Origin of the sequence: Staphylococcus simiae, assembly GCF_002902085.1 — a bacterium.
In the GTDB taxonomy this organism is placed as follows: domain Bacteria; phylum Bacillota; class Bacilli; order Staphylococcales; family Staphylococcaceae; genus Staphylococcus; species Staphylococcus simiae.
Window position 1 is genome coordinate 12314 of the sequence record NZ_PPQR01000056.1, and the last position, 24314, is coordinate 36627.

21 protein-coding genes are annotated in these 24314 nt (G+C 31.0%); 12 read left to right on the top strand and 9 right to left on the bottom strand.

Translation table 11 applies throughout. From position 1 onward, the window contains the following. Nucleotides 1-422 precede the first annotated feature (422 nt). Complete coding sequence (yfkAB, locus tag CD113_RS07765) at nucleotides 423-1574, bottom strand: radical SAM/CxCxxxxC motif protein YfkAB (protein WP_002463267.1); 1152 nt, start codon at nucleotides 1572-1574, stop codon at nucleotides 423-425. Nucleotides 1575-1816: 242 nt separating this feature from the next. Here yfkAB and CD113_RS07770 point away from each other — a divergent pair, with 242 nt between their 5' ends. From CD113_RS07770 to CD113_RS07805, 8 genes are all read left to right on the top strand, one after another. Then, the gene (locus CD113_RS07770; protein WP_002463265.1) at nucleotides 1817-1978 is read left to right on the top strand and encodes an SE1561 family protein; all 162 of its coding nucleotides are present in this window, start codon (nucleotides 1817-1819) and stop codon (nucleotides 1976-1978) included. A gap of 133 nt (nucleotides 1979-2111) precedes the next feature. Next, nucleotides 2112-2630 (top strand): type 1 glutamine amidotransferase domain-containing protein, encoded by a 519-nt coding sequence (locus CD113_RS07775; protein WP_002463263.1) that lies wholly within the window; start codon nucleotides 2112-2114, stop codon nucleotides 2628-2630. Nucleotides 2631-3069: 439 nt separating this feature from the next. Beyond that, nucleotides 3070-4080, top strand: coding sequence for a siderophore ABC transporter substrate-binding protein (locus CD113_RS07780; protein WP_002463261.1), 1011 nt, complete (start codon nucleotides 3070-3072; stop codon nucleotides 4078-4080). Between the two features lie 712 nt (nucleotides 4081-4792). Next, nucleotides 4793-5602: a monofunctional peptidoglycan glycosyltransferase SgtB gene (gene sgtB / locus CD113_RS07785; protein WP_002463259.1), complete on the top strand. Its 810-nt coding sequence runs from the start codon at nucleotides 4793-4795 to the stop codon at nucleotides 5600-5602. Between the two features lie 656 nt (nucleotides 5603-6258). Beyond that, nucleotides 6259-7077, top strand: a complete 819-nt coding sequence (gene recX / locus CD113_RS07790; RefSeq protein ID WP_002464181.1) for a recombination regulator RecX — start codon at nucleotides 6259-6261, stop codon at nucleotides 7075-7077. Further along, nucleotides 7055-7369 carry a YfhH family protein gene (locus CD113_RS07795; RefSeq protein ID WP_002464182.1) on the top strand — a complete coding sequence of 105 codons (315 nt, stop codon included), beginning with the start codon at nucleotides 7055-7057 and terminating at the stop codon, nucleotides 7367-7369. Before recX ends, CD113_RS07795 begins: the two co-directional genes overlap by 23 nt. 14 nt (nucleotides 7370-7383) lie before the next feature. Continuing rightward, the gene (locus CD113_RS07800) at nucleotides 7384-8901 is read left to right on the top strand and encodes an ATP-binding cassette domain-containing protein (RefSeq protein ID WP_002464184.1); all 1518 of its coding nucleotides are present in this window, start codon (nucleotides 7384-7386) and stop codon (nucleotides 8899-8901) included. A gap of 8 nt (nucleotides 8902-8909) precedes the next feature. Continuing rightward, a complete protein-coding gene (locus CD113_RS07805) occupies nucleotides 8910-9707 on the top strand; it encodes a hypothetical protein (RefSeq protein WP_002464186.1) in 798 nt (265 codons plus the stop codon). A gap of 349 nt (nucleotides 9708-10056) precedes the next feature. Here the strand turns inward: CD113_RS07805 and CD113_RS07810 are convergent, their stop codons facing one another. Continuing rightward, nucleotides 10057-11034: a metal-dependent hydrolase gene (locus CD113_RS07810; RefSeq protein ID WP_002464188.1), complete on the bottom strand. Its 978-nt coding sequence runs from the start codon at nucleotides 11032-11034 to the stop codon at nucleotides 10057-10059. 149 nt (nucleotides 11035-11183) lie between these two features. Between CD113_RS07810 and mutY the strand changes: the two genes are divergently transcribed. The 3 genes from mutY to CD113_RS07825 all read left to right on the top strand — a co-directional run bounded on the left by mutY (nucleotide 11184) and on the right by CD113_RS07825 (nucleotide 15032). Then, nucleotides 11184-12221, top strand: coding sequence for an A/G-specific adenine glycosylase (gene mutY / locus CD113_RS07815; RefSeq protein ID WP_002464189.1), 1038 nt, complete (start codon nucleotides 11184-11186; stop codon nucleotides 12219-12221). A 258-nt stretch (nucleotides 12222-12479) separates the two neighbouring features. Further along, nucleotides 12480-13022, top strand: coding sequence for a nucleoside tri-diphosphate phosphatase (gene ntdP / locus CD113_RS07820; protein WP_002464190.1), 543 nt, complete (start codon nucleotides 12480-12482; stop codon nucleotides 13020-13022). A gap of 273 nt (nucleotides 13023-13295) precedes the next feature. Next, nucleotides 13296-15032, top strand: a complete 1737-nt coding sequence (locus CD113_RS07825; RefSeq protein ID WP_002464191.1) for an ABC transporter ATP-binding protein — start codon at nucleotides 13296-13298, stop codon at nucleotides 15030-15032. 220 nt (nucleotides 15033-15252) lie between these two features. Here the strand turns inward: CD113_RS07825 and CD113_RS07830 are convergent, their stop codons facing one another. The 7 genes from CD113_RS07830 to CD113_RS07860 all read right to left on the bottom strand — a co-directional run bounded on the left by CD113_RS07830 (nucleotide 15253) and on the right by CD113_RS07860 (nucleotide 23775). After that, on the bottom strand, nucleotides 15253-16347 hold the full coding sequence (locus CD113_RS07830; RefSeq protein ID WP_002464192.1) for an FUSC family protein: 1095 nt from the start codon (nucleotides 16345-16347) through the stop codon (nucleotides 15253-15255). A gap of 842 nt (nucleotides 16348-17189) precedes the next feature. Further along, nucleotides 17190-19214 (bottom strand): Stk1 family PASTA domain-containing Ser/Thr kinase, encoded by a 2025-nt coding sequence (gene pknB, locus CD113_RS07835; protein ID WP_002462582.1) that lies wholly within the window; start codon nucleotides 19212-19214, stop codon nucleotides 17190-17192. After that, nucleotides 19211-19954: a Stp1/IreP family PP2C-type Ser/Thr phosphatase gene (locus tag CD113_RS07840; RefSeq protein WP_002462583.1), complete on the bottom strand. Its 744-nt coding sequence runs from the start codon at nucleotides 19952-19954 to the stop codon at nucleotides 19211-19213. The genes pknB and CD113_RS07840 overlap by 4 nt, the downstream gene beginning before the upstream one ends. A 6-nt stretch (nucleotides 19955-19960) precedes the next feature. Then, on the bottom strand, nucleotides 19961-21055 hold the full coding sequence (gene rlmN / locus CD113_RS07845; protein WP_002462584.1) for a 23S rRNA (adenine(2503)-C(2))-methyltransferase RlmN: 1095 nt from the start codon (nucleotides 21053-21055) through the stop codon (nucleotides 19961-19963). A gap of 2 nt (nucleotides 21056-21057) precedes the next feature. Then, nucleotides 21058-22365: a 16S rRNA (cytosine(967)-C(5))-methyltransferase RsmB gene (rsmB, locus tag CD113_RS07850; RefSeq protein ID WP_002462585.1), complete on the bottom strand. Its 1308-nt coding sequence runs from the start codon at nucleotides 22363-22365 to the stop codon at nucleotides 21058-21060. Then, nucleotides 22362-23294, bottom strand: coding sequence for a methionyl-tRNA formyltransferase (gene fmt, locus CD113_RS07855; RefSeq protein ID WP_002462586.1), 933 nt, complete (start codon nucleotides 23292-23294; stop codon nucleotides 22362-22364). Before fmt ends, rsmB begins: the two co-directional genes overlap by 4 nt. Beyond that, nucleotides 23287-23775: a peptide deformylase gene (locus CD113_RS07860; RefSeq protein WP_002462587.1), complete on the bottom strand. Its 489-nt coding sequence runs from the start codon at nucleotides 23773-23775 to the stop codon at nucleotides 23287-23289. Before CD113_RS07860 ends, fmt begins: the two co-directional genes overlap by 8 nt. 213 nt (nucleotides 23776-23988) lie before the next feature. Here CD113_RS07860 and CD113_RS07865 point away from each other — a divergent pair, with 213 nt between their 5' ends. Further along, a complete protein-coding gene (locus tag CD113_RS07865) occupies nucleotides 23989-24192 on the top strand; it encodes a TM2 domain-containing protein (RefSeq protein ID WP_002462588.1) in 204 nt (67 codons plus the stop codon). Nucleotides 24193-24314: the final 122 nt, after the last annotated feature.

Here is a 24314-nt window from a genome sequence, read left to right on the forward strand (position 1 = left end):
AATAAATAGAACCTGGGACATAAAGCATTTATACTTAATATTAAGCATTTGGCAGTAACTGTCTGATTTGTAAAATGTTGATTTATCAACGTTTTACAAACTTAGTCAGTTTTGCCGGGGTGGAAGGGACCCAACACAAAAAAACTGGTTAGTCAGTTTTTTCAGACAACGCAGGGACCCGTCATAGAGAAATTTTAAAAATAAAATTTTTTCTTTTATGTGCAAGACGGGCATAGTTGGGCAAGGGACCCGTCATAGAAAAATTTAAGGATTACAGTTGACACTAATCGTGCAACTGCATAAAAGCTACTAAAGATTAAAATCTAAGTAGCTTTAAATGTGCAAGACGGGCATCTACGAAATAATTTGTTTTGAAATAATTATTTCTGTCCCACTCCCATGTTTATTTCTAAATTGTGTCATTATTGTTGTACAATTTGTGGTTTTGAGTGCATCATACGCTCATTTTCTTTAAAATCCATATTTGGATAATACATATTTTTAACTAATATATTTGGCCCAAGACAATTAAATTGTGAACAGTGACAATTAAGTGATTGAGCTAAATTACTATTGAGCCATTTATCAAAGACATCAGTTAATTTATCTTGTTTAATATTAGAAATAGTACCAGTCTCATCACCAAAATCCGTTACAATCACATTACCTGTAAATACATTTACGTTTAAGCGACTGCGACCATCAGGGTCATTTCTAGTCGTTACATTACGTGCTGTTCTTAAGCGACGTAACAACTGTTGATCATTGTCATCGTTTAAACAAGGGAAGACAGGCAATGTACCAAATAACATCCAAATATCTTCATTTCTAAAATCTAAGAGATCATTAATTGCTTTTTTCATTTCAGCTAACGATAGCACATTGAGTTGACTAGCAAAGTCAGCTGGATACATAGGATGAATTTCATGACGACTACATTTCATATCATGAACGATTTCATGATGAATTTTTTGTAGATAGGGTAATGTGCTTTGATTAAGCATTGTTTCAGCTGACACAAACATACCTTGTTCAGATAATGTACGCGCATTTTCTATCATTTGATCATATAGTTTTAATTTTGCTTTTAGTGGAGGTTGCTTTTGCATAGCTCCAAATCCGACAGTAGCAAATTCGTCAGTTGTTCCCCAGTTATGAGAGATATGCATGACATCGATGTATTCAGCGATATCTAAATATCTGTCTTGAGGTAAAGTTAAGTTGGAATTCATTTGAATATAAATACCACGCTCATGTGCATATTTTAATAAGGGTTTAACAACGTTTCTAATTGATTTTTTGGAAAACATTGGTTCTCCACCTGTAATTGACATGGTACGCAAATGAGGTATTTCATCTAGTCGACGATATATCAAATCCATATCTAAAGGTTCGGGATCTGACGTTTGCAATGTGTAACCTACGGCACAATGACTACAACGCATATTACATAAATTTGTTGTTGTAAATTCGATATTACTTAGAGTTAATTTGTCGTATTGTTGCATATCATTGTATGCTTCCCATGGGTCATTATAAATGCTAATTGGCTGCTTTATGTTGACGCTATTCATCGTCTAAAACTTCCTTCTTTCTATGATTGAAAATATGTGTTATTAACTTATTGATGTTAATTTAGTATTATAATTATGATTATCAAATATAAATTATCTCTCACTTTGTAAATTATGAAAAGGTATTTTTTAATTGTCGCAATAATTAGAAACAGATTAAATACTAAATAATAGTATATCGCTGACACATGATTTCTGTTAGGATAATAATGAGAAATAAAATTAAAGGAGCTTACTTTTTTATGGATGAACAACAAACAATCGACCAAATTAAAACACGTTTAAATAAATTTATTGAGGATATTGACCATGTCAATCCTGATGAAGTTCGTGTTGAAGATATAGATGAATGGATTGGATTGTTAGATCAATTAGAAGAAAAAATGAAACAAGTATCTAAATAATTTAAGCTGTGAATTTAGTCATTAAATGTCATGTTTTAATAGAACAACTTTATTTTTTATTGATTTATGTTTAACAATGATTAAAGTTGTCTATATTATAATTAGCAATCATTTAAAGAAAGGTGATTTTATAATGACTAAAAAAGTAGCAGTAATTCTAGCAAATGAATTTGAAGATATAGAATTTACGAGTCCGAAAGAAGCATTAGAAAATGCAGGATTTGAAACAGAAGTCATCGGAGATACAGCTAACAGTGAAGTCGTTGGTAAACATGGTGAGAAAGTAAATGTAGACGTAAGTATTGCTGACGCTAAACCTGAACATTACGATGCATTATTAATTCCTGGTGGATTCTCTCCAGATCATCTACGTGGAGATGCTGAAGGACGTTATGGTACATTTGCAAAATACTTTACTAAAAATGACGTTCCAGCGTTTGCTATATGCCATGGACCACAAATTTTAATTGATACTGATGATTTAAACGGACGTACATTGACTGCAGTATTAAATGTACGTAAAGATTTGTCAAACGCAGGTGCACAAGTAGTAGATGAATCAGTTGTAGTTGATAACAACATTGTGACAAGCCGTACACCTGACGATTTAGATGATTTTAATAGAGAAATCGTTAAACAATTACAAGATTAATATATAAACAATCTAGTATATTAAGTATCTAGGTTAAGCGCAAAGGCAATTTCTATTGACTATAATAGAAGTTGTCTTTTTTTCGGTTCTCTCTTTTATTAGTACTGATAAATAAAAAATAATTATGTATCAGTACAATTTGGGAGAGAACCCTTTTTTCGTGTCTGTAATTATTTGTGCCGCTATTTGTAAACTGACTAATGACTCGAAAATTAATATACTGAATATAAAATAGTTTGATGTCGAGGTCTTTGAGTCACAAAACTAAGGAAAAAACGGTTAAATAGATGTCTAAACTCTTAAACGAAGTAACCATTACTTATCATAGAAAATTTGCGGAAAATAGTGATAATCACTTATATTGAGTAAAATTCATTATTGTAATTGATAATGATAATCATTTATAATAAGCCTATTATATGATAAGGAGAGGGAAATATTGAAAAAAGTATTATTTGTTATTCTTTGTCTTACTGTAATGTTGTCAGCTTGTAGTACTAATTCAAATGACAAAAAGGATGAAAAACAAAAAACTGTAACTATAAAGCAAACTTATGAATTCAAAGAAAAGAATAAAGATCATAATAAAGGAAAGGTGAAAACTGAAATGACAAAAGTTCCTGTAAATCCTAAGCGAGTTGCAGTGATGGATTACGGTGCTTTAGACGTGATGAAATCTTTGAAATTACAAAATAGAATCGTTGCAGTATCTAAAGGTCAAGGATCATCTCTGTTACCTGAAAGTTTAAATGAATTTAAGGATAAGAAATATACTAATTTGGGTAATCCTGGCAAACCAGATTACGATCAATTAGCTAAAACAAAACCAGAATTAATATTTGCCTCTTTTAGACAAGCACATACACAGACTTTAGATGAAATGAAAAAGGCTGCACCTAAAGCTAAAATTGTCTTTGTCAGTCCGGATAATGATAATTATTTACAATCTATAAAGCATAACACAAAAAATATTGGCAAAATTTTTAACAAAGAGCAACAAACTGATAAATTAATCACTAAACTAAATAATAAAGTTGAAGATACAAAAAAAGTGATCAACGATGAGCGCGTATTATTCTTAAACGTAGATGATAAAGGTATTAAAGTATTTGCAGATAGTGGTAGATTCGGTGGTTTTTTAAATAAAAATTTAGGTATAAGACATGCTGATTCAAACATGAAACCTAATTCATCTGGTACAATCATTTCAAATGAATACCTTGAAAAACTTAACCCAGATAAAATATTTGTTATTGATAGAACAAAAAATTCAACTCAACATAAAAAACAAATTCCTCAAGCATTAAACAACCCTGTAATCAAAAATGTAAAAGCGATTAAACAACATAATGTAACTCCTTTTGATAGTAATACATGGTTTTTCGGCGAGGGTGGAATTAATTTAACAATTGAACAGTTAGATAATATACAAAAAGCATATCAAAAATAACACGAATAAAATCTGAAAGAACGAAAACAAAGCATTAAGCGTTTAATTATTGATGCATTGTTATGTCACTATTGTCAGTTATAACAAGGAAGTTAGGCAATGAACCATTGCTTAATTTCCTTTTAATTTTGCTTGAAGTTAATAACAATCAATTATATAAACATTAGCGATGATGCGTTGCTGTTATTGAGACCTTCTTAAAAAAGGTTTTAAAATGATGATTCAGGGTGAAAATATTTAATTAAAATGATTAGCAATTACTTTTTTTAATAATAAATAGTACAAATAGTGTTGCGTTGTTAATGATTACCATAATAGGTTCTTTAACCATTCTTCTAAAATCTATGAAGCTAGCGTTTATGCTCAATATACGGTCAAATTTTTAGTTATGACAAGAATTTTGATATCGATAGCAAGAGCCTGGGAAAAAATTCCGCTTAAATTCAAACATTTGGCAGTAACTGTCTGGTTTGTAAAATATTGATAAATCAACGTTTTACAAGTCTAGTCAGCCTTGCCGGGGTGGGATTACGAAAAAATTTTTATTTTTAATTTTTTTCTGTACCACTCTCCCTTTCGGATGAATATATGATAATTGGACACAATTTAAGTACACCCCAGGACTGATTTTTTTAATAAAGTATAGCCTATCTGTGTGACTACTGGTAAACTCAAATTATACAAGTGAGTTTAAAGAAGAAGGAGCAAATGCATGAAAAGAAGCGATAGATACGCAAGCTCTACAAAACATTTAGAGCATAACACACGCGAACCTCACTATAATACTTATTATCAACCAGTTGGTAAACCACCAAAGAAAAAGAAAAGTAAAAGAATCATATTAAAAATTACTGTCTTCATTTTAGTTATCATTGCAATATTTTTTGGTGTCATGTATTTTCTAGCGTCACGTGATAACGTTGATGACTTAAAGAAAATTGAGAATAAAAGTGATTTTGTAGCAGCAAACAATATGCCTGATTATGTTAAAGGTGCATTTATTTCCATGGAGGATGAAAGATTTTACAAGCACCATGGTTTCGATATTAAAGGAACAACAAGAGCACTATTTTCCACTATTAGCGATCATGATGTTCAGGGTGGTAGTACAATCACTCAACAAGTTGTTAAAAATTATTATTATGATAATGGCCGTTCATTTACTCGAAAGGTAAAAGAATTGTTTGTAGCACATCGAGTAGAGAAACAGTATAGTAAAGATGAAATATTAAGCTTCTATTTAAATAATATATATTTCGGTGACAATCAATATACGATTGAAAGTGCAGCAAATCATTATTTTGGAGCTACAGTTAACAAAAATAACACTATGATGCCACATTTAACAGTACTACAAAGTGCTATTTTAGCTAGTAAAGTTAATGCACCGAGTGTTTATGATATTAATGATATGTCTAATAATTTTAGACAACGTATTAGTACGAATTTAGAAAAAATGAAACAACAAGCGTATATTTCTAATGCTCAATATCAAGAAGCGATGTCACAATTAAATCATTAACATATGATGCCACACATTTCTAATTTATAATGTTATGTGTGGCATCATATTTATATAGGTTCTCTAACAAATCGGACTGACACATAATTAAATTTTCAAGCCTCGCACCCCAGCTTGCACATTATAGTAAAAATTCTGTTAACAGAATTTTTCTTTGCTGGGGCCCCAATGCCCAACCTGCATTGCATGAAAAAACTGGATAACCAGTTTTTCTGTGTTGGGTCCCTTCCTAGGGTGCTGTCTCAGCCTGTAGTCTTCGACTAGCACTGTTGCCCAACCTGCATTTCTTGTAGAAACTGTTTCACAGTTTCTTTGTGTTGGGTCCCTACCTCAGGAGTCTCGGCTTCAAATTAATTTTCGTTTTAAAATTATTCATTTTTTATTTATCAGTCTTAAAAAATAGAGAACCGTTATATATATTGTTAATTATGGCTCATTGTCAAATTCGGTTGATGTATAAATGTTGAATCCAATTTATTATAGAACCCTAATTACAAGCGAAGTGACATTTTACTATTGATTACTGTGGTAATATATTTTAATCTGCACATGAAAAGCTTATACTTTTTAAAAATAAAATGATTATAAGAGTCATTTAGCAAGGTGTTATCAATTAGCTTTATTAAAATAACAATAGTCGCATAGGAGGTATGACGATGCCAACAATTTCTAAATTAGAAGTACAGAAAAAGAATAAAGAGCGTTTTAATTTGTATCTAGATGGACAATTTGAAATGGGTATAGATATAGATACTTTGGTAAAGTTTAATTTGAAAAAAGGGCAACAACTAGAAGTATCTGATATGCAGCATATACAACAATATGATCATTATCGTAAAGGCTTAAATACAGCAATACAGTATTTATCATATAAAAAAAGAACTGCTAAAGAAGTTAGGCAATATTTGGCGAAAGCAGAAATATCAGAACAAGCGATTGATGAAGTAATCAATTATTGCTATCAAGAAAAATTAATTGATCATGTTGACTATGCAGAAAGTTTAAAAAATACTATGATTCGCACTACTGATAAAGGCCCAGAAATATATCGTCAGAAATTATTTCAAGTTGGTGTAGAGCCTTCTATCATCGATCAATATACTGAATTATATAAAGAACAGCAACCACTTGAAGATATTATTGCAATTGCCAATAAAATCATGAAGACTAAAAAAGGGCCAGTTACTAAAGTAAAGCAAAAAGTGATGCAGTCATTGATGCAAAAAGGTTTTGACATGGAGACAATTCAACAGGTATTAAGTGAAATGAATTTCGAACAAGATGAAGCGGTATTAGATGATTTGTTACAACGTGATTTAGAAAAAGTTTATTCAAAACTACGTAAAAAATATGATCAACGAAAATTAATTCATAAAACAATTGAAGCACTTATGAGAAAAGGGTATAAATATGATAAAATTAAAGCTAAATTAGAAGAAAGTGGTATCGTCGATGGAACAGAAGAAATTGAGTGAAATGTCTGAACAAGAACTACGACATGAAATTCAACAATACAAAGAAAAAATGAGAAAAGCAGAAATGAATGGCATATTGAATGAATATGATGTCTATCAAAGTAAAGTAATAGTAGCAGAAAGCTATTTAGTTGATCGTAATAAAATAGAAATAGGTAAAATTTATAAGCTTAACGATGGTAGTAATCAATATTTTAAAGTTGAAAGATTAAAGGGCATATTTGCATGGGGCTTTAGATTTAATAGTAATGAGCCTGAAGAAGGTTTACCAATCGCGTTATTACAATTATAGAAGGATGAAATTAGATGGCAAGTTCAATTGTATTAAAGTTACTCAAAGTAACGCATTACTATAGAAATAAACGAAATCATAAATGGTATCTACCTTTTGGTTATGGTGCTGAAGATATAGAATTAAATAATGTGTCTCTTCATATATATCAAGGGGAAGTATTAGGGATTATTGGGGAGCCAGAATCATCTAAAACATTAGTTGGACAAATCCTTGGAGGAGCCATTAATCCTGATAAAGGTAAAGTTGTTTGTAAAGACGATATTTTTTATAGTTACATTGAAGATCATAAAGCAATTAATCAAACAATTGAGAACTATGTTGCACAAATTGTAGAGCTATTTAATTATCAAATTAATGACCATAAAGCTGAACAGATTATTCACTATGCACATTTGCATGATATAAAAGAGCGTAAAGTGAGTGATTTAACAAAAGAACAATACGCACAATTAGTGTTAAGTATTGCTAGATCTTCTAAGTCTAATATTATCATTTTAAACCATATTTTGACTTATTTATCAGAGCAATTTATGGAAAGAGCGCTTGAATTGGCTGATGATTATATTGATAATAATCAGACGATAGTATTTATAGATGATGATGTTAACAAGATCGAACAGGTAAGTAATTATATTGCATGGTTTTCACATGGACAATTAAGAATGGAAGGTTCTTTAAAACAAGTACTACCTGTTTTTAAAGAACATGAAAGAGATAGACAAAGTTTAACTGATGAAGAAGAAATAAAAAATTATGATTTAGATTGGAAGAAAAGTCGTAGTAGAATTCCAGAAATGACATATAATTTCAAACGAATTGAACGTTATAATCATGCCAAGCCGCCGCAATTTCTTATTAGATTTTGGACAATAGTAACAACCTCATTACTTGGTATGTTATTAATGGCTGCTTTGATTTTTAACAGCAGTGGGATTATATCTTTCGCTGACAACACAAATCGAAATGCCATCGAAAATGAAAATAAAGATCCTTACGTAGATAAATTAGCCTATGGTATTGCTTTTGAAGGTAGTGTGACATTAGACGGTGATAAAAGTGTTACGCTTCCTAAGTATAGTGTTGTAACAATTACTGGTGAAAATAGTAAAAATTATAAAGTCAGCTCAGATAATAAAACGTTTATTGTTAACAAAAATAAACTAGACTATTTTAATCCAGCAGGACTTTACCAATCTCATAGTATGAAAAAATTAGCACCATTTATGAAATCTAATTATAGTAATTACATAGATTATTTTAATAGCCAACTTCATAAGCAACATAGTTCGGTAACTAAAACGTTGGTACCAAGTGATGACAATCGCTATGTCGCACCAATTACGCAACAACCAATCGATATGTTATTTAATGATAATAATCAATTATATGGATTTGTTTATCCAATTGTAGATAAAGCGAAGTTTAAAGATAAATTTAATGTTAATTCTAATATTTGGATTGCCAAAGTTGGAAATGGCTATTGTATTGCTAATATGAAAGAAAATAAATGGATTTATATTGAATTGTAGGTGTGAAGATGCTAGATCAAATAATATCATATTTTAAAAATTTACCTCATTCAGTTAGGTTTACTATCAAGCGATTAAAAACAACTTGGCCATTGTTTATTGCTTTAATAGCGCTATGTGCATTACTTTTAATAGTATTTGAACTCGTCGTTCATTTTGGGAACCTTTCTGATGTAAGAGAAGCAAGATGGATGTTGAGAATCATTTCGTTCATAGTATATTTGTGTATTATTTTTGCAATATACAAAGGCTATCAATACTATGCTAAAGATTTTGTGTTGATGCAATCATTTAATCTCTCAGCAACAATTCCAATTGTCGTGATCGTCATTTTATCTATGGTATCATTAACAGTTGTTACTACGTTTGCATCAGTGTTAAAGCCGATTAATTTCGAAACATCAATCATTGCCTTACTATTTTATATTGTATTATCTGCAATATTTATTAATACGTTATCAGTGACAATAGGTCTTCTTAAATTGATATTTAGAAACGTAGATGTCATTTTCTATGTATGTTCCTTAATTAACATCGTGATATTACCTATTGTGCTTATGCCGAACCCCAATCAGATGTTACTTAATCATATCTTAATGCTTAATCCTTTTTATTATTTAGTAAATGGCATGTCACAATCGGTCATGTTCGGTGTCACTAGTATGGAGAACATACCTTATCATTTCTACTTTATATTCATAATTGTACTGTTACTAGTTATTAACTTTGCCTTGGCTCGATATACGACACATGCAATTTATAAACAGCATACAAAAGAAAGTACTGTAACTGAATCAGTAGAGTAGATTAGTTAAAGTTATAGCCTCTTAAAAGTGAAGGTATCAACATTCAACTTTTGAGAGGTTATTTATATATTAAATATCATGAGGTGTAAATATTCATATATGTCACAAATTACTAATTTAATTTTTTAAAGGTCGGATAATAAAAAAATGAATCATTATGTATCGGTCCTATTTTGGAAAGAACCTAATAAAAACTGCCAACAAACAAGTAAATGTATTGAGCTGACCCCTAATTACTGGGAATAAAATAAAAACACTTCCGTTGAATTCGTGTGAAATGAATCTAAACGGCAGTGTTTTTTCGTTATTATAATATTATTTTAAAATATATCGTGTTAAAAATAGATGATTAATGACTATATAATTTACGTTGCAATTTGTCTTCCGTAAACACCCATCCAATATAAGAATGATCAATTATATTATCTGTTGTTAAATGTGCAATAGCTACAAATGAGTAATGATTATTTTTTAAATATCTTAAGTCAATTAATCTTATTTCGGTTGTTCCATCACCTAAATCAGTTGTTTGCCAGCGATAAATTGATGAAAAGTTAAGAAATGTTCTAATATCTTTATTACCTTTAACTTTCCATAATAAAGAATCGGTAGTTAAACCTTGTCTTTTTACTTTATCGCTAAAGACAACGTTGCGTCCACGCGCAAGTCCTACATAATCATATTCGTCCGTTTGAATCGCCACTCGCCATTCCATAAACTTCATCGTAGGTGCAACAAAAATTTTAATAGGATGATGTTCTTGTTGAATGGTTTGAAGTGCTTGCTTTTTAATAGTTGAACGCATTTTAAATCGAATAATGTAATAAATAATTAAAATTGCGATGATAGGAAAGAAGACGATAAATGGATGGACACCTATAATCCATAGTACGATGCCTAAGCATAAAATAATAAAAATAATTGGATCAAAAGTATTGATAACGCTAAGTTGAATCCACTTGTTTGTAATAGGTCGTAACGCCTGTGTACCATAGGAGTTAAAGATATCTACAAAAACATGTAAGAATACAGCAAGTTGTGCCCACATCCATATATGCAATGGTTCAACACCCTTAAAAAAGGTAAAGATTAAGAATGTAATTAAAATCGGCCAAAGAATTGTAAATGGTATGGAATGAGTGATACCTCTATGGTGAGAAATATAAGTAGCATTATCTTTTAATTTAAGTACGGTATCGCCATCAGGTATTAAAGAGCCAATAATTAGTGTGGTTGCAGTAGCACCAAATGTACCAGCCATAGCAGGGTCTTGTGTTGCTAATGCAGTTAATCCAATACCCATTGCGATATGTGTTGCAGTATCCATATCTGTTCCTCATTTCATAATATTATATATAGTATTATAATCGAATTTTGCAAATAACAAAATTAACTTACTTATTAATTACCATTATAGTGTACACTAGAAACATTATGACTTAAAAATTAATTACTTTTAAAAAGAGAGGTATTTAAATGTATCAACAGCAAAATTTTAAGACGCATTTGGTACAATGGTTCGATAAAAATCAAAGAGATATGCCTTGGAGAGAAACGACAAATCCATATTATATTTGGTTAAGTGAAGTAATGTTACAACAAACGCAAGTAAAGACAGTGATTGATTATTACTATAGATTTATCGATAAATTCCCAACCATTGCTGCTTTAAGTAAAGCATCTGAAGACGAAGTATTAAAATACTGGGAAGGTTTAGGTTATTACAGTAGAGCGCGAAATTTTCATACAGCTATTAAAGAGGTAGATGATAAATATCATGGTATTGTACCTGATGAACCGGAGTTATTTAAACAATTAAAAGGTGTAGGACCTTACACAGAGGCAGCAGTGATGAGTATTGCATTTGATAAACCTTTAGCGACAGTTGATGGTAATGTATTTAGAGTATGGTCTAGATTAAATAATGATCACAGAGATATTAAATTACAATCAACTAGAAAAGCCTATGAACAAGAGTTATTACCTTTTGTACAGCAACAGGCTGGTACGTTTAATCAAGCGATGATGGAATTAGGTGCTTTAATTTGTACACCGAAAAATCCAATGTGTTTGTTTTGTCCCGTACAAGAACATTGTGAAGCGTTTCATATAGGTAACATGACCGAATTACCCGTAAAAACAAAAAATACAACAAAGAAAACTATAACACAAAAAGTTTTTTTAATTAGAAATAAAGCAGGACAATATGTGTTAGAAAAACGTCAACAAAAATTACTAAACGGTATGTGGCAATTTCCAATGCATGAATTTGACAATGCAGATCAAGCAATATCTGAGTTATTAAATACAGCAATTACTACATTAGATGAACCGTTAATGCAATTAAAGCATCAGTTTACGCATTTAACTTGGGATATAAAAGTATATGCTGTACCTTATACTGTTGATAACATAACATTACCGGATAATATGATATGGTTTGATCTTGATGATAGAGATCAATTTTCGTTACCAGTTTCCATGTCTAAAATTTATCAATTTATAACCGGTTAACTAAATATATTGGATTTTTATAAAGTTATTACGTTGAATATAGCACGATTGTACTTAGCGACACTTTCAACATATTGTCATTATTTGTCATTGATGAGACAACACTTCTACTAGCATGACTACTTTTCAAAAATGATTTAAATATAAATACATTAAATATTTAATATAGTAATAGTGAATCCATCTAATTTGTTCAATACTACATTTAAAATATGCTATAATTTATAATGGTTAAATTAACAGAAGGTGGTGTGGAGTATGGTCAAAGAATCCATACCTAAAGAAGGGGAAACTATCAAAATTCAGAGTTATAAACATGACGGTAATATTCACCGTGTGTGGTCTGAAACAACTATATTAAAGGGTACGGATCACGTTGTAATTGGAGGTAATGATCATACATTAGTTACTGAAAGTGATGGTCGTACATGGATAACTAGGGAACCCGCAATAGTTTATTTTCACTCAGAATATTGGTTTAATGTTATATGTATGTTTAGAGAAGATGGAATTTATTACTATTGTAATTTATCATCACCATTTGTGTGTGATGAAGAAGCATTAAAATACATTGACTATGATTTAGATGTGAAAGTTTACCCTAATGGTAAATATCATTTATTAGATGAAGATGAATATGAACAACATATGAATCAAATGAATTACCCACATGACATTGATGTCATATTAAGAAGAAACGTTGATATTTTACAGCAATGGATAGAACAGAAAAAAGGTCCATTTGCACCTGATTTTATTAAAGTTTGGAAAGAGCGCTATAAGAAAATTAGACAATATTAAGCAAAAAAGATGTAAAGTGAGTGTTAATCGTTTATATTATCATAGTATTGAAATGTAATAACGGATTATCTAATGCTTTAACATAAGCATATGCTGATTAAAGTTTAAAAGTATCGACATCACGACTAAGCCAATCAACAATTAAATTAATCACTAGAAGATAACAGAGGTTGCGATATGTTAATTAAAGTATTGTTTAGGTACAAATTAACTATCCAGCCTCTATTCATTTTTACAAAAAAATAGAATGACAATTGAATAGGGGGAAAAGGTATGATTAAGCGATATTTGGAATTTGTTAAACCATACAAATATCGTATTATTGCAACGATCATTGTTGGAATAATTAAATTTGGAATACCGATGCTAATACCTTTATTAATAAAGTATGCCATTGATGGTGTAATTAATAATCACGCATTATCATCTGCAGAAAAGATTAATCATTTAGGTATTGCTATTGGTATAGCGTTGTTTATATTTGTAATAGTTAGACCACCCATTGAGTTTATTAGACAATACTTAGCACAATGGACTAGTAATAAAATTTTATATGATATACGTAAAAGATTGTATAATCATTTGCAAGCATTAAGCGCGAGATATTATGCCAATAATCAAGTGGGACAAGTTATCTCAAGGGTGATAAATGATGTTGAACAAACTAAAGATTTTATTTTAACAGGATTAATGAACATATGGTTAGACTGTATCACTATAATCATTGCCTTATCCATTATGTTCTTCTTAGATGTAAAATTAACATTTGCAGCATTATTTATCTTCCCATTTTATATTTTGACAGTTTATGTATTTTTCGGAAGATTAAGACTGTTAACTAGAAAAAGATCTCAAGCCCTAGCTGAAGTACAAGGGTTTTTACATGAACGTGTACAGGGGATATCCGTAATTAAAAGTTTTGCGATTGAAGATAATGAAGCTCAAAATTTTGATAAGAAAAATAGCCATTTCTTAACTCGAGCATTACAGCATACAAGATGGAACGCATATTCATTTGCAGCAATAAATACAGTAACTGATATTGGTCCAATCATTGTAATTGGCGTAGGGGCATATTTAGCAATATCAGGTTCTATTACGGTAGGTACATTAGCAGCCTTTGTTGGTTATTTAGAATTATTATTTGGCCCTTTACGTCGTTTAGTTGCATCTTTCACAACGTTGACACAAAGTTTTGCGTCAATGGATAGGGTGTTTCAATTAATAGATGAAGATTATGATATTAAAAATGGTATCGGTGCACAGCCAATTGAAATCAAACAAGGGCGTATTGATATTGAACATGTTAGTTTTAAATATAATGATGATGAATCTTACATTTTAAATGATATTAATTTAAGTATAGATAAAGGAGAAACTGTTGCCTTTGTTGGTATGAGTGGTGGCGGTAAATCTACCCTCATTAATTTAATACCTAGATTTTATGATGTTACTGCTGGTGACATATTAATAGATGGTCATAATGTTAAAGACTTTTTAACTGGAAGTTTACGTAATCAAATTGGTTTAGTGCAGCAAGATAATATATTGTTCTCAGATACTGTCAGAGAAAATATTTTACTAGGTAGACCAACTGCTACTGATGAAGAAGTTATAGAAGCGGCTAAGATGGCTAATGCACACGAATTTATTATGAATTTACCTCAAGGTTATGATACTGAAGTTGGTGAACGTGGCGTTAAGTTATCTGGTGGACAAAAACAAAGACTTTCTATTGCGAGAATTTTCTTAAATGATCCTCCAATTTTAATACTTGATGAAGCAACAAGTGCACTTGATCTAGAAAGTGAATCCATCATTCAAGAAGCGTTGGATATCTTAAGTAAAGATCGAACAACATTAATTGTTGCACATAGATTATCTACGATTACACATGCAGACAAAATTGTTGTTATTGAAAATGGTCAAATTGTAGAGGTTGGTACGCATCAAGAACTTATTGCTCAACAAGGTTCATATGAACATCTATACAGCATTCAAAATTTATAATGGAATAAAATGTTAGACATCAATAACAAATTGTTTTTTTAATTATAATTATATATACAGAATCGCATTGTTAATAATAAATAAACACTAAATAATTGATTCAAAATAAAACACTTTCGTAGAATTCAAATAATATAAATTCTACGAAAGTGTTTTTATTTTAATCCCATTGGTTGAGAGCAGCGCTAGTATTTTATATTTAACATCATCTAAACAGTCTTTATAAATCGAAGTCTTCTTCCACAATATCAATATCAGAGTCATTACGGTGATAAGTGAAGAAACTAATTCTAATTCTATCTAAATGTTCCAGGTGATAACGGTAATCCTCAATTGCAGCTATAATTTGCATAATATTTGCAAATGAATATTCTGTTTGATGTGGATTATGAATTAATTCATATTGGAATGTTTCCATTAAATTTTTCTTTTGTGGGTTATCAACTTCAAAGTCTAAATTTGTGACGTTATATCTAGCTTTTTTCGATAAACTAACTAATATTTGTTCATGATAGGCGATAAGCGAATCTAATTCTAATTTAATCTGTAAGAGAAAATTATTATTAAGTAAATATAAGTCATTCTGATAGCGGGATAGGCGGTTTAATACTTCATATGCTTGTCTTGTCGTCTGTACTACTTCTCTAAAAAGAATTTTCTTTCTATTTTGTTGATGAATATGCTTTTTAGTAATAGGGCGCTCTTCACTATAATAATCGAATATTTTCTCTAATTTTTCAATTCGTTGGTTTAAATTTTGAGCATCCTGCTTAATATTATTAAACTCTGATGTATCATTTAGAACTAATTTAAACCATACAAAAATATCTGATGATATATTTAGCGAGTTATAATATATCTTTGTTTCAAATTTAGGAGGTAAGAAGACAAAATTGACTAATGATGAACTAATCACACCAATCATTACGAGTACAAATCTATAGAATGCTGCGATATAGAAAGAGCCCGTGTGTTGACCCATAATGATAAGGGCTGTCACACTTGCCAGAGTTGCTACATGTGCCAATTTAAATTTGAATAGTATGGCAATTAAAACAATTACCGTTACTCCCATAATGATAATATTATCACTAAATATGGTTACCATCGCAACTGATAGTAAGGCGCCGATAATGTTACCTAAGGCTTGATCAGATACTGTTTTAAATGAACGATAAATGCTTGGCTGCATTGCTACAACAGCACTGACGCCTGCTAAGGCTTTTAAACCTACATTGTCGGGTAGTAAAGAAGCGATAGACATAGCTAATATAATGGCTATACCAGTTTTAAAAATCCGAGCTCCTAGTCTCAAAAATAATGACGCTCCTTTTATTTAATTTGAATAATATTCGTATTCATTACTGTTATACACTTACTTCCATTAAAATTCAAGCGTATATATCGTAGAAATGGACATTGGTTCAAAAGTCTAATAGAAAATAAGTCTAAAGTAGTATAAAGGAAGACTGAAGAAGTTTTTAAGAACGCTATGATATTAATTTTAATACATTATAGTGTAGTTAACCGTAATTTTAGATTTATAAATTTAATGGGAGTGGGACAGAAATAAATTTTCTATAAAATTTATTTCGTAATCCCACCCCGGCAAGACTGACTAGGTTTTTAAAACGTTGATTTATCAACATTTTGAAAACCAGACAGTTACTGCCAAATGCTTAATTTTAAGTGTAAAATGCTTTATGTCCCAGGCTCATCTATATTTTTAGTATGACAAAATGGACATTCGTTAATATTGCTTCTTAAACTACCATTTGAAATTTACATAATTTTTATTTATATTGCTGTTTAGTTAATTTTTCACTAAAAATCATATTTTGGTCTTCCATATTGAGTGTATCTGATATAAAATTTTGCATAGGCGCATTATCTCCTTAGATTATTTGTTTAGGCACTTTTAATTATAGAGATAATTGCGCTTTTTTCATATTCAAAATACAAAAAATCGGACTAATAGAAAATAACATAAAAAATTCTCTATCAGTCCGATTTATTATAGAGTTCATAAAACTAAGCAACTTGTAAAACTTAAATCAAATTGCATAACTAAAAATGTCACTTTATTTGAAATTAGCAACTTCGTTACTTAGCTTAAAATACTTTTAATTTATTTTAACAATATGATATAAATTAATTTTACGCATCATCGTAGCTCACATCTTTATCAGCTACAATTCTACCATCAACTCTGACTGTATATCCGGCCGTTTTACCTTTTTCAATTTTAAGTGGTATATCAATTTTTTGATCACTTGTTATTGTAAATTCCCCTTTTGGTGAAGTACCGTTGTTATCTTTATCTCTAACATAAACTTTAACTGTTTGTGGTTTGTTTTTCTTACCACTAAATGGCACATCCACAGATACTGAAGTACTTTTAACTTTATCGCTATCGGAATCATTGTCAGAATCAGATTTTGATGAAGCATCTTTATCTTTCCCTTTAGATACTTCAAATGAAATCGTTGACCCTTCATCTACAGATTTAGCTTTAGGCGACTGCGAAATAACATCCCCTTTATCAACATCATCGTCGTATACTTCTTTACTTACTACTTTAAAGCCTTTATTTTCTAAAGCTTTTTTGGCTTTTGAAAATGACTTACCTTCATAGTCATCTACATATACCTGTTTAGGTCCAAGTGATTCATAAATTTTTATTTCTGAACCATTTTTCTTAACTTTACTTTCAGCAGCAACGCTTTGGTCAGCAATTTTACCTTCAGGAACATTATGGCTATACATTTGTTCTACTGTAATATTATTTAAACCAACTTCTTTAAGTTTATCTATAGCTTCGTCTTTTGATAGGCCAATAACATTTGGCATAGTGACACGTTCGGGGCCTTTGGATATAACTACATCTACACTATCTCCACGTTCAATGCGTTCACCTTCATTAGGATTAGTTTTAATAATTTCATTTTCAGCGTATTTATCACTGTAACTACGCGAAATTTTACCTAATTTTAATTTGTGTTGATTGAAAATCGTTTCAGCTTCTTTAACTGTCTTGCCTAACACATTAGGTGTTTCTTCATATTTATTACCAAACATTGCCATACCGACAAATGATATTAATGCGACTACCAATAATACGAAAATCAATGAATATAAAATTATTTTTTTCTTTGATTTTTTCTTCTTTGGTCCAGTGTAAAGTGCTTCTTCAGAATGTTGAAATTGTTGATGATGTGCAGGACCTTCAACAATCGGTACCTGCATTGTTTGTTTTGTAGCTTTTGGATTATTATTTAAATGATTGGCAATGTCTTCTTTAGAGTAACTAACTGCCTTGGTCTTCATTTTATCTAATTCGTAAACTTCTTCTTGCGCCCTATTTTCATGAAGCACACTACTTAGATCATCTTTCATTTCTTGAATCGTTTTATAGCGATTCGTTTTATCTTTTTCAGTTGCACGTAACACGACATTACTTAATGCTTGTGGCACATCATGCCGTATTTCTGTTGTTATATTTGGTACAGATTCTTGAATATGCTTAATAGCTATACTAACAGCTGTTTCACCATTAAATGGTGGTTCGCCTGTTAGCATTTCATATAACACAATACCTATTGAGTATATATCTGTTCCTTCATCAGTTGATTCGCCTTTCGCCTGTTCCGGAGAGAAGTATTGCACTGTACCTAAAACATGGTTTGTTTGCGTAAAAGAAGTCTCGCTAAGTGCCTTTGCAATACCAAAATCAAATATTTTTAATGTTTTGTGCTTATCTATTAATATGTTTTGAGGTTTTATATCTCTATGTACAATACGCATATCATGCGCTTCTTTAATTCCATTTAAAATTTGATTGGTAAAATTGATGGCAGTATCAATACTTAAAGGACCATGATTATGAATATATTCTGATAATGTTGGTCCTTCTATATATTCCATAACTAGAAAATAACAATCATCTTCTTCGGCAACATCAATCATACTTACGATATTTTCGTGTGATAGCTGAGAAGAGTTATGTACTTCACGCTCAAACCGCTTCAGTGTGGCTTCTTTCTCACTTGGTGGAATAGATATCGCTTTAATGGCAACTTTCATCTCTAAAACGGTATCCTCAGCAAGGTATACCGTACTCATTCCGCCGCCACCAAGTTTATCTATAATTTTATATCGTTCGTTAATTATTTTACCTATCATACTTTATCACCTTCAATTGCTGCGACTATGAAAGTTACATTATCTTTCGAATGGTGATCCATGGCTAATTGCATTAAATGATTACCGTGCTCTTCTAATGTTTGCTCTTTTTTCAACTGACGTTGTATGTCATGGTCTTTAACATAATCAGTTAAACCATCAGAACAGAGCAACAAATAATCATAAAAATTTAATCGTTTAATAAATAAATCTGGACTTACACGTTTATCTGTACCCATCACTTTAGTAATAATATTTCGTTGCGGGTGCGTAAATGCTTCTTCTTTAGAAATTTGACCAGTAAGTACTAAATGGTTTACAAATGAATGATCACTTGTAATTTGATCAATTTGTCTACCATTGATAACATATGCCCTTGAATCTCCAACATTAGCTACTACTACAGATTTATCGAAAACCAGCGCACAGACACAAGTCGTTCCCATACCATGATATTCTGGATTTTCTTGTGCATAATGAAATAGTTGAAAATTGATATCTTTAATTTGTTGACGCAACCAATTTTCAGCTTGATGTTGTTCTATAAGATTTTCATTTTCAAAACGTTGTTGTAATTCAGTAGTTACAAATGAACTAGCTACTTCACCAGCTTTGTGACCACCCATTCCATCACATAATACTAATAATTGTTGTTGTGTTTGATTATAGAAAATACCTCCAGCATCTTCATTCTTTTCTCGATGTTGTCCAGTATCAGTAAAAAATTGTGCCTCTAGCATTTATCTTTACCTCGTTTCTACTTGTCGTTCCTTTGCTCTTAATTGACCACATGCAGCGTCAATATCAGATCCTTGTTCACGACGAATTGTAGCATTAACTCCAAGTCGTTTAAGTTCTTTTTCAAATTTAAATATATCATCTTTTGGTGTCTTAACGTAATTTCTCTCAGGTACATGGTTAACAGGAATCAAGTTAACATGACAATTTAAATCTTTTATTAAATGTGCAAGTTCACGTGCGTGTTCTAATTGATCATTTACGCCACCAAATAAGCCATATTCAAAAGTTACACGACGATTTGTTTTCTCTTGATAATATTTTATTGCTTCAATTAATTTTTCTACATTATATGCTCTATTAATAGGCATTAGGCGTGAGCGAACATCATCTTTTGCTGCATGTAAACTTACGGCAAAATTGATTTGAATATCTTCATCTGCAAAATCATAAATTCGTGGAATAATGCCTGAAGTTGATACAGTTATATGACGCGCACCAATATTCAAACTATTGTCATCATTAACAATTTTTAAGAAATCCATCATTTCATCATAGTTTTCGAAAGGCTCACCAATACCCATAATGACGATTTGAGATACACGTTCATTTGTTTCATCTAAAGCTTTTTGAACAGTTAGTACTTGTGACACGATCTCTCCGGCTTCTAAATTACGTTTTAAACCACCTAAAGTAGAGGCACAAAACGTACAACCTATTCTACATCCTACTTGCGTCGTCACACAGACAGAATTACCGTAATCATGTCTCATTAATACGGTTTCAATAGTATAACCATCTTGTAATTCAAATAAAAATTTAATTGTTCCGTCTCTACTTTCTTGTTTAACTACTGTAGTTAAGGTAGTAACAGTAAAATTATCCTGTAATAATTGACGTAAATCTTTTGATATATTTGTCATGTCATCGATTGAATTAACACGTTTTTGATATAACCATTCAAATATTTGTTTAGCTCTAAATTTTTGTTGTCCATGCTCTACTAACCATTGTTGCATCTCATCGAATCTTAGTGAATAAATGGATTGTTTGTCAAAATCAGGAAGGAATTTATTCTTCTTTTTCTTTTCTGTAGTTATCATGCTTATTGTTCCTTTCTTGTTATCTTTGTGATAAAGAATCCGTCTGAATTAAAATCTTGTGGCATTATTTGCATTGTCTTAACCATTTCTCCAGTCACAGGATGTTGGAAAGGTTCAAATTCAAAGTTTTTATTATTTTTTAAGAACGTATAAATGACGTTGTCATTTTCTAATTGTTCTATTGTACATGTAGAATAGATTAAAGTACCACCTATTTTGACATTGTTTTTTACATTTTCTAATATTTCTAATTGTAAATCAACTAGTGATGCAATCTGTTCTTTACTCTGTGTATATTTAATTTCAGGTTTATGTCTTAATACCCCAAGCCCACTACAAGGTGCATCGACTAAAACTTTATCATAAGTTTGTTGATATGGTTTTGTTGCATCATGTTGAAAAGCTTTAATATTATTTAAGCGTAATTTTTTAATATTATAATTAATCAAATCTATTTTGTGTTCGTGAATGTCTGTTGCATCTACGTGCCCTTCTGGCATTAATAGTTCAGCTATATGACAAGCTTTTCCTCCAGGCGCACTACAAGCATCTAAAATATGGTCATGACGTTCTAATCCTATAATATGTCCAACAAACATTGAACTTTTATCTTGAATAGAAACAAAGCCATCTTTAAATGAGCGAGAATTGATAATAGGTTGGCCTAAAATATGTAGACAATATGGTAAATCTTGATCTTGTTCAACCTCATATCCCTCATCTTGTAGTTTAGAGATAATGTCATCAATGGATGCACGTGTAATATTAGCTCTCACAGTTGTGTCATTTTGTTCCATGAATGATTGTAAAATTGCCTTTGTCTCTTCTATACCATAATGTGTAACCCAATGATCAATAATCCATTTTGGCATACTATATTCTATAGCCATACGTTTTTTGGGGTCAGCAATTTCTTCAAAATGAGGTAAATCACTACGCATCATCGTTCTTAAAATACCATTGACAACATTGCCATTATGGTATCCTCCTCGTTCTTTAGCAATTTCAACTGCTTCATTAATAATGGCATGATCAGGTACTTTATCTAAATATACATATTGATATATACTCATCCATAATAATTGTCTAACCCAAGCCTTTATTTTAGTTTGTACAAATGGCTTCAAGAAGTAATCTAATGTATATTTACGTTTGACTGTTCCATAGACAATTTCTGTGAATAAGCCTTTATCCATCGCATTTAAATCGTTAGTTGATAATACTTCATTAATGCGAATATTACTATATGCACCATCATTCATAATATCTTGAATCGTATCAAAAGCGAGACTTCTTACTGTTTCTGTCATATTAATTTCTTCCCAACTAGTGATTCTTGCACACCACTTAAATAATTTGCTACTAACATGCGTTTCTTACCTGCAAGTTGCATATCTGTTATTGCAATTGCGTTATCATCAGCAGTTGCTACAATAATCGCTTTTTTAGTTGTTGCTATAATCGTACCGGGTTCACCTTGCTTACCATTAACCAAGTGGGCTTGATAAATTTTCAGATTCGTATCATCCATAGTTGTATAAGCAACTGGCCAAGGTGATAAACCTCTTATATGGTTAAATATTGTTCTACCTTTTTGATCCCAATTAATACGCTCATCTTCTCTAGAAATATTTGACGCAAAAGTCGCCAAATCATTGTCTTGTGGGATACTATCATTGGTTCCATTAATAATAGAAGGTAATGTATCTTTTAATAAATCTGCACCTAAAAAGCTAAGTTTTTCGTGCATTGTGCCAACGTTATCTTGGTCTTCAATATCAATAGCTTGTTGTGAAATAATGTTACCAGCATCTAACTTTTTAACCATATACATAATTGTCACACCAGTTTGTTGTTGCCCATCGATAATAGCCTGATGTATTGGTGCACCACCTCTATACTTAGGTAGCAGTGAAGCATGAACATTTATCGCACCTAGCTTAGGAGATTGTAGTAAAGACTCTGGCAGTAATTGTCCAAATGCTGCTGTGACAATTAAATCTGCCTTTAACTGTATTATTTGATTTAATTCTTCAGAACCTGCTAATTTTTCAGGTTGGTATACTGGAATGTCATATTCCAATGCTACTTCTTTCACTGGTGGCGCTGTTAATACCTTTTTACGACCTACAGGACGATCAGGTTGTGTCACTACTGCTATAACGTTATACTCAGCAACTAGCATTTTTAAAATAGTAGTTGAAAAGTCAGGCGTCCCCATAAATATAATATTAGTCATTATTAAAATATGCCTCCAATTCTTTGTCAGTTAATATATGTTCAGCACGTTCTATAAAAGGTATACCATTTAATTGATCTATAGTATGTAAAATCATTCGAGCTACATCATCATGTGCAGTTAATTCTACTTTATTACCATTGACATCGTAACTTTCTAACACAATTAGTTTGCTTCTGGTTACTCGACCATACGTATCAGGTATCGTGATTGAGCCTTCTAAATCCGTTTCTGTTTCCTCAGACTGACTGATTAATGTCGGATTAATTAATTGTAAAAGACCTTCATCTTCCATATCTATCATTGCCACTTGTAACGGTTGCCCAATTTGAGGTGCACAAAGACCTGCAGCTTCATGTGCATACATTGTATCTTCAATATCTTGTAATAACTGCTGCAGTGTGTTATCAAATTGTGTCACTTTTTGTGCCTGTGTTGTTAGTAAAGGATGTGTAGATGGAACTAATTTTTTTATGGCCATAACATAAACTCCTCAATAAAATTCATCAAACTATTATAACGTAAAATGATTAAAATTGCGACCGGTGCTAATAGTTTTAACTTATATAGATAATATTGAATGTCAATCAATATAGGATTAATTTCCAAGCTATTGGGTATAACAATATTGAAAGATAAATGATTTATATATTAATATACAATTTAAATATTACATTAACAGGAGGCACTTTAAATGGAAGTAAACAAAATTATTTATATTCTACTGGCAATTTTTCTTGGTAGTTTCGGCGTCCATAAATTTTATGCAGGAAAAAATATGCAAGGCATATTACATCTTCTATTCTTTTGGACAGGAATACCACATATCTTAGCTATTATTAGTGCAGTGTTAACATTATTCAGACCATCTGATGAAAATGGCAATATCATGATGTAATTATAAATAAAGACTTCAAACGGCCGAATCAAGGTCATTTGAAGTCTATTTTTGTTCACTAACAAATTGGACTGATACATAATTTTTTCAAGCCTCACACCCCAGCTTGCATTGCTTGTTGA

Bases quoted from the DNA above. Each gene is read 5' to 3' on its own strand.
- CD113_RS07805 (WP_002464186.1), top strand. From the start codon at position 8,910: ATGCTAGATCAAATAATATCATATTTTAAAAATTTACCTCATTCAGTT.
- CD113_RS07770 (WP_002463265.1), top strand. From the start codon at position 1,817: ATGGATGAACAACAAACAATCGACCAAATTAAAACACGTTTAAATAAA.
- CD113_RS07865 (WP_002462588.1), top strand. From the start codon at position 23,989: ATGGAAGTAAACAAAATTATTTATATTCTACTGGCAATTTTTCTTGGT.
- CD113_RS07800 (WP_002464184.1), top strand. From the start codon at position 7,384: ATGGCAAGTTCAATTGTATTAAAGTTACTCAAAGTAACGCATTACTAT.
- pknB (WP_002462582.1), bottom strand. From the start codon at position 19,214: ATGATAGGTAAAATAATTAACGAACGATATAAAATTATAGATAAACTT.
- rsmB (WP_002462585.1), bottom strand. From the start codon at position 22,365: ATGACAGAAACAGTAAGAAGTCTCGCTTTTGATACGATTCAAGATATT.
- CD113_RS07825 (WP_002464191.1), top strand. From the start codon at position 13,296: ATGATTAAGCGATATTTGGAATTTGTTAAACCATACAAATATCGTATT.
- CD113_RS07860 (WP_002462587.1), bottom strand. From the start codon at position 23,775: ATGGCCATAAAAAAATTAGTTCCATCTACACATCCTTTACTAACAACA.
- CD113_RS07795 (WP_002464182.1), top strand. From the start codon at position 7,055: ATGGAACAGAAGAAATTGAGTGAAATGTCTGAACAAGAACTACGACAT.
- recX (WP_002464181.1), top strand. From the start codon at position 6,259: ATGCCAACAATTTCTAAATTAGAAGTACAGAAAAAGAATAAAGAGCGT.
- CD113_RS07840 (WP_002462583.1), bottom strand. From the start codon at position 19,954: ATGCTAGAGGCACAATTTTTTACTGATACTGGACAACATCGAGAAAAG.
- ntdP (WP_002464190.1), top strand. From the start codon at position 12,480: ATGGTCAAAGAATCCATACCTAAAGAAGGGGAAACTATCAAAATTCAG.
- fmt (WP_002462586.1), bottom strand. From the start codon at position 23,294: ATGACTAATATTATATTTATGGGGACGCCTGACTTTTCAACTACTATT.
- CD113_RS07775 (WP_002463263.1), top strand. From the start codon at position 2,112: ATGACTAAAAAAGTAGCAGTAATTCTAGCAAATGAATTTGAAGATATA.
- rlmN (WP_002462584.1), bottom strand. From the start codon at position 21,055: ATGATAACTACAGAAAAGAAAAAGAAGAATAAATTCCTTCCTGATTTT.
- sgtB (WP_002463259.1), top strand. From the start codon at position 4,793: ATGAAAAGAAGCGATAGATACGCAAGCTCTACAAAACATTTAGAGCAT.
- CD113_RS07810 (WP_002464188.1), bottom strand. From the start codon at position 11,034: ATGGATACTGCAACACATATCGCAATGGGTATTGGATTAACTGCATTA.
- yfkAB (WP_002463267.1), bottom strand. From the start codon at position 1,574: ATGAATAGCGTCAACATAAAGCAGCCAATTAGCATTTATAATGACCCA.
- mutY (WP_002464189.1), top strand. From the start codon at position 11,184: ATGTATCAACAGCAAAATTTTAAGACGCATTTGGTACAATGGTTCGAT.